The sequence below is a fragment of the Methylophaga sp. UBA5088 genome, from assembly GCF_002414625.1.
Lineage (GTDB): Bacteria > Pseudomonadota > Gammaproteobacteria > Nitrosococcales > Methylophagaceae > Methylophaga > Methylophaga marina.
Genome location: NZ_DIAC01000025.1, coordinates 1 through 2,198, shown reverse-complemented (window position 1 = coordinate 2,198; position 2,198 = coordinate 1). Strand labels below are relative to the sequence as shown.

At 47.0% G+C, this 2,198-nt stretch carries 2 protein-coding genes; both read left to right on the top strand.

Annotated features, from left to right (window positions below; translation table 11 throughout):
* Window positions 1-247, top strand: a 247-nt coding sequence (locus B4K20_RS03025) for a sarcosine oxidase subunit delta (RefSeq protein WP_289281834.1), incomplete at its 5' end; no start/stop codon positions are given.
* A partial coding sequence (locus tag B4K20_RS03020; protein WP_289281833.1) for an FAD-dependent oxidoreductase occupies window positions 244-2,198 on the top strand: 1,955 nt, incomplete at its 3' end. The genes B4K20_RS03025 and B4K20_RS03020, both read left to right, overlap by 4 nt.

The following is a 2,198-nucleotide window of genomic DNA, read 5'->3' as shown; positions in this document are numbered from 1 at the left end:
GCCCGTTAATGGTATCAGGCCGATGAGTGAATTCACCTACGGCGGAGAATATCGAAATATGCCCAATCCTGACACGTGTTCAGATTCTGAATGGGCAGCTTATGTGCACTATCGCAATGGCGCGCCAGGTGTGAAAAAAGAATGGTGGTACCACGCACCGAGCGGTACTTGGTTTATCGCTGAACGTAACACGATGACTGATAAGGTCAGCCGTACTTATCTTCTGGGTCAGGAGGAAGCTAAATGACCAGCCGTATTGCAAAGAAACGAGGCGAGTGGATCAACCGAGATAAGCCACTGACGTTTGAATATGAAGGTCAAACGGTACAAGGTTATGAAGGCGATACCATTACCAGTGCACTGTGGGCGGCCGGTATTAATGTGCTGGGTCGTAGCTTTAAATATCACCGTGCGCGTGGTGTATTGAGTTTTGCTAACCACGATGTCAACGCCATGATGACCGACGGTGTGGATACCAATATCCGTGCTGACGTGTGGCCTGTGGCTGATGGTATGGATATCAAAGCCGTCAATACTATTGGTGGTGTATTAAAAGATAAAAACAAATATATCGATTATTTATCACCTTTCCTGCCGGTCGGTTTTTATTACAAAACGTTTTATAAACCAAAAAGCCTGTTTCCTTTCTGGGAAGACAAAATCCGTAAGGCAGCGGGTTTGGGTGAAGTTAATTTTAACTACCCACGCATTGTTAAACCGAAAAAGTTTGCACATTGTGATGTGTTAATCATTGGTGCTGGTTTATCTGGATTATCAGCAGCGGTTAAAGCGGCTGAGCAAGGTCTGGATGTTATTGTTGTTGACGAAAACAAGCAGGCGGGTGGCAGTCTCACATATGACTATGCGGGTGACCAGACAACAACTGATACCTTGATAAGCCTTCTAGGCAAAGTGGAGTCAAACCCAAATATCCGTTTAATCACTGATGCTTATGCTGGTGGTTTTTATGGCGATAAATTGGTGCCATTAGTTGGTAAAGACGGCATCACCAAAGTCTGGGCGAAAACAGTGATTGTGGCTTCTGGTGCCTTCGAGCAACCCCCCGTATTTCGTTACAACGATTTACCGGGCGTAATGATGGGATCAGCTGCACAACGTTTGATTCACCGTTATGCCGTTAAACCTTTTAATAAAGGTGTGGTTGTTACAGCTAATGATCACGGATATCGAACAGCACTGGACTTAGCGTCTGTTGGTGTCGAAGTTGTGGCTGTTATTGATATGCGTAGAAATGGCGCGCCACGTGAACTGGCTCAGAAAGTCAGAGATCTAGGTATTGCTGTTCATATCTCCAGCTGTATTTATGAAGTGATACCAACGTCTGACAAGTTGGGTGTCAAAGCCGTGTCTGTCTGCCCTTATGATGACATTAGTGCCGGCGCGGACAGTGGTCACACTGTGCGTTTGGCATGTGATGGTGTCGCGATGAGTGCTGGCTGGGCGCCAGCAGCTGCCTTGCTGTATCAGGCAGGTACCAAAATGCGTTATGACTACAGCGTCGAGCAGTTTGTACCTGATGAATTACCTGAAGGCGTCTTTGCTGCAGGTAAGGTTAATGGCGTATTTGATTTTAAAGCGCGTCAACTGGATGGTCAGCGTGCTGCAGCAGAAGCCGCCGCTTTCTTAGGTAAAACGGTCGATGTGGTGACTGTGCCAAAAGTGGAGATGGCATCACCTAGCCACCCTTATCCAATTGTTGAGCATCCAAAAGGCAAAAACTTTGTCGACTTTGACGAAGATATTCGGGTCAAAGATTTCATCAATGCTGCCAAAGAAGGTTTTGACAATATTGAGTTGATGAAACGCTTTACCACGGTGGGTATGGGCCCAAGCCAGGGTAAACATTCCAATATGAATGCCATTCGTATTCTGGCGAGAATACGTGAGTTACCGGTTGAGAAAATTGGTACCACGACGGCACGACCATTTTTCCACCCGACACCAATTGGTCATCTGGGCGGCCGCGGTTTTCATCCTCATCGTTATACCGCCATGCATGAATGGCATGTCGACAATGGTGGCGTGATGATGGAAGCCGGTGTGTGGATGCGTCCTGCTTATTATCAATATGCTGGTCGCTCGATGAGTGCGATGGAAGACGTACAACAAGAAGCCTTAGCGGTTAGACAACAGGCAGGCATGATCGATGGCAGTACCTTAGGCAAGATTGAAGTCTA